1 protein-coding gene and 2 pseudogenes are annotated in these 3993 nt (G+C 68.2%); all 3 read left to right on the top strand.

From position 1 onward, the window contains the following. The first annotated feature begins 40 nt into the window (after positions 1-40). Positions 41-2390 (top strand): annotated as a pseudogene (locus JCM9942_RS11815) (GH92 family glycosyl hydrolase). Positions 2391-2488: 98 nt separating this feature from the next. Then, positions 2489-3550: a LacI family DNA-binding transcriptional regulator gene (locus JCM9942_RS11810; protein ID WP_054659882.1), complete on the top strand. Its 1062-nt coding sequence runs from the start codon at positions 2489-2491 to the stop codon at positions 3548-3550. Between the two features lie 106 nt (positions 3551-3656). After that, a pseudogene (locus JCM9942_RS11805) lies at positions 3657-3993 on the top strand (glucose/galactose MFS transporter); the annotation flags it as partial.

Here is a 3993-nt window from a genome sequence, read left to right as displayed (position 1 = left end):
CTGTCGTTCGCGCCGCTGCTGCAGGCCGCGCCCACCGCGCCTGGAGCGCGAGGTCAACACCTTCATCGGCAGCAAGGATGACGGCAACACGTTCCCGGGCGCGTCGGCGCCGTTTGGTCTGATCCAGGTCAGCCCGATCGGCAGCCACTATTCCGGCTGGCGCTATGACGACGAGAAGATCCGCGGCTTCGGCCACTCGTTCATCTCCGGCGCCGGTTGCTGGGAGCAGGGCGGCCAGGTTTCCATGCTGCCGGTGACCGGCACGATCGGTCCCGGGGGCGATTTCGATACCGCCGATGCCAAGAGCTTTGACCACAGGAAATACGCCTCGACCTACAGCCACGACGGCGAGATCGGCCAGGCCGGCTACTACAAGGTCCGCCTGACCAGCTACGGCGGCATCGACGTGGAAACCACCGCGCGTACCCGCGCCGCCGCCGAGCGTTACACCTTCGCCGCCGGGCAGAAGGAAGGCCAGGTGCTGGTCAACGTCGGCCAGGCCAACGAGCGCCATTCGGTGATCGGCAGCGTGATCGATGTGGTCGGCGACCGCGTGGTGGAAGGCAAGCTGGTCACCAAGAGCTTCTGCGGCGGCCACCAGTACACCACTTGGTTCCGGGTCGAGTTCGACCGTCCGTTCAAGGCCCATGGCACCTGGGGCGAGGCCGGCGGCCTGCCGGGTGCGCGCCACAGCATGGAAGGCGAGGCCAAACCCAACGGCGCCTGGCTGAGCTTCGATCTGGCCGACGGCCGCGCGGTCACCGCCACCACCGCGATCTCGCACGTCGATGCCGAAGGCGCGCGCAACAACCTGCGTGCCGATGGCATGCAGGGCGGCAAGCTGATCGGTTTCGACCGCATGCGCGAGATGTCGCAGCAGCAGTGGCGCCAGCAGCTGGCCGGGGTCAAGGTCGATGGTGGCAGCCAGGACGACCGCACCGTGCTGTACACCGCGCTGTACCACGCGCTGCTGCAGCCGATGACCGGCAGCGATGCCGATGGCCGCTACCGTGGCTATGACGATGCGATCCATCGCGCCGACGGCTGGACCTACTACGAGTACTTCTCGCTGTGGGATACCTACCGTTCGCAGAACCAGTGGCTGGCGCTGACCCAGCCGCAGGTGGCCCGCGACATCGGCCGCACCGTGCTGGCGATCAACGAACAGGGCGGCTGGCTGCCGCGCTGGGGCTACGCCAACTTCGAAACCAACATCATGACCGGCGACCCGGTCACCCCGTTCCTGGTGGACCTGTGGCGATTCGGTGCGCTCAAGGGCCGCGAGAACGAGGCGTGGGACGCGCTGCGCCGCAACGCCTTCGAGATGCCGCCGATCAATTCGCGCATGGCCGGCCGTTCGGGCAACGCCAGCTACCAGGCCGAGGGTTACGTGGCCTACGACCGCGCCTTCCCCTCCAAGGGCATGGACGTGGATCCGCACCACGGCGGCTCGGCGACGCTGGAATACGCGCTGGCCGACTGCTCGCTGGCGCACATGGCCGACCGTCTGGGCCATGACGCCGACGCGGCGGCTGCTGCGCGAACGCGGGCGCAACTGGCGCAAGGTGTGGGATGCCACGGTGCGCGACGAGGAGACCGGTTTCAGTGGTTTCCCGCGCCCGCGTGGCGAGGACGGCAACTGGTACACGCCCTCCAATGGCCACTACAGCCCGCGCTCGCAGCACGGCTTCCATGAGGGCACCGGCTGGCAGTACCAGTGGCTGGCGCAGCAGGACGTGCCGGGTCTGGTCGAAGCGATGCATGGTCGCGAGCAGGCCGGCAAGCGCCTGGATGCGTTCTTCGCCTATGACGAACTGCTCAAGGCCCCGCTGACCGCCGCGCGCAAGGAATGGGTGGTCGGCCCCTACAGCTACTACAACCAGTTCCGCTACAACCCCAACAACGAGCCGGATCTGCATGCCCCGTGGATGTACACGCTGATCGGCCAGCCGTGGAAGACCGCCACCGTGGTGCGCGCCGCGCAGCAGCTGTTCACCAACGCGCCCAACGGCGTGACCGGCAATGACGACCTGGGCACGATGTCGGCGTGGTACCTGTTCAGCGCGCTGGGCCTGTACCCGGCGGTGCCGGGCAGCGGCGAGTTCCTGCTGCACACCCCGCGTTTCAGCAAGGCGCAGATCGCCCTGGGCAACGGCCGCACCCTGAACCTGCTGGCGCCGGGCGCCGATGGTCGCGCGCTGCAGTACATCCAGAGTGTGCAGGTCGATGGCAAGCCGCAGCCGGCCGTGTGGCTGGACTGGGAGCGCCTGCAGCGCGGCGGCACGGTGACGTTCGAACTGGGCGCGCAGGCACCGGAACAGGGCTGGGGCACGGCCGTTTCCGACCTGCCGGTCTCGTTCTGCGCCGCACCGGGCAGTGTCCTGAAGTGAGCCGCCGGGGCGTCAGAACCGGAGGGCGGGGCACGGCCACGACAGGTCGTGTTCAGGATCCTATAGGCTTGGCGCTCCCTGCCACCCCCGCGGACACGATGAACGACTCTCCTTCCGGCGCCAGCAGCGGCGCCCGCAAAGCCGGCCAGCGCGCCGTCACCGTCACCGACATCGCCCAGGCGGTGGGGGTGTCGCGGGCGACGGTGTCGCTGGTGCTGCGTGGCAGTCCGCTGGTCAATGTGGACACCCGTGCCAAGGTGGAGGCCGAACTGCGCCGCCAGCGTTACGTCTACAACCGCACTGCGGCCAATCTGCGCCGGCGCACCTCGTCCTCGATCGCGCTGGTGATCAACGACCTGTCCAATCCGTTCTTCGCCGAGTTCGCCTCCGGGGTGGACGAGGCGCTGGGTGACAAGGGCTATGTGACCCTGCTGGGCAGCACCGGCGAATCGCCCAAACGGCAGCAGGCGGTGCTGAGCACGCTGATGGAACACACCCCGACCGGGCTGATCCTGTCCCCGGCCGAAGGCAGCGATACCGCCCAGCTGCAGCAGGTGCTGGGCGTCAATGCCAACGTGCTGCTGTTCAACCGCGAACTGCCCGGCGCCGCGTGGGATTTCCTCACCCTGGACAACCGGCAGGGCGCCTACCTGGCGACCCGCCATCTGATCGAACAGGGGCACCGCGACATCGCGTTTTTCGGTGGCCATGGCGCCTCCAGCTCCTGCGCCCAGCGCCGTCTGGGCTACCAGCAGGCGCTGGCCGAAGCCGGATTGCCGGCGCGTCCGCACTGGCTGATCGAATCGGCACCGAACCGGCTGGAGGCGGCCGAACGCACCGGCGAGCTGTTCGAAGGCTCGGACAAGCCCACGGCGGCGGTCTGCTACAACGACACCGTGGCGCTGGGGCTGATGCTGGGCCTGACCTCGCGCGGTATCCGTCCCGGTACCGATTTCGCGGTGACCGGTTTTGACGATATCTCCGAGGCGGCGGTGGCTGTGCCGCCGCTGACCACCTTGACTGCCGATCCGCGCGAACGTGGCCGGCAGGCCGCGGCGTTGCTGCTGCAGCGTCTGGACACCCCCGACGCGGCACCGATGCGCACCGTGGCCCCGGTGCAGCTGCGTGTGCGCGAGAGCAGCGCAGCGCGTTTGACCTGATCCCTTTCCTTTCCCGTCATCAACCCGCAGAGGCGCTTACCGCATGCCGATTCCATCAACACCGCTGCCGTCCAGGGCATCGTCCGCGCCCGTGGTCAACACGCGGATGGCCTTGTGGGTGGCCACCAGCATCTTCTTCATGTGGGGCTTTCTCACCTGCCTCAATGACATCCTGATCCCGCACCTGAAGGCGGTATTCGAACTGAACTACGCCCGCGCGATGCTGGTGCAGTTCACCTTCTTCGGCGCGTACTTCCTGATGTCGCTCCCGGCCGGGCGTCTGGTCGCGCGGCTGGGCTACAAGCAGGGCATCGTCGCCGGTCTGGTGATCGCCGGGATCGGCGCGCTCGGCTTCTGGCCGGCGGCGGAACTGCGCATTTACGGCGCCTTCCTCGGCGCGCTGTTCGTGCTGGCCACCGGCATCACCGTGCTGCAGGTGGCGG

This window comes from Stenotrophomonas pictorum JCM 9942 (assembly GCF_001310775.1).
GTDB classification, from domain to species: domain Bacteria; phylum Pseudomonadota; class Gammaproteobacteria; order Xanthomonadales; family Xanthomonadaceae; genus Stenotrophomonas; species Stenotrophomonas pictorum.
This window is presented reverse-complemented; position numbering and strand designations above follow the sequence as displayed.

What these genes read in the sequence shown, in the direction of transcription:
- JCM9942_RS11810 (WP_054659882.1), top strand. Translation starts at nt 2,489, where the DNA reads ATGAACGACTCTCCTTCCGGCGCCAGCAGCGGCGCCCGCAAAGCCGGC.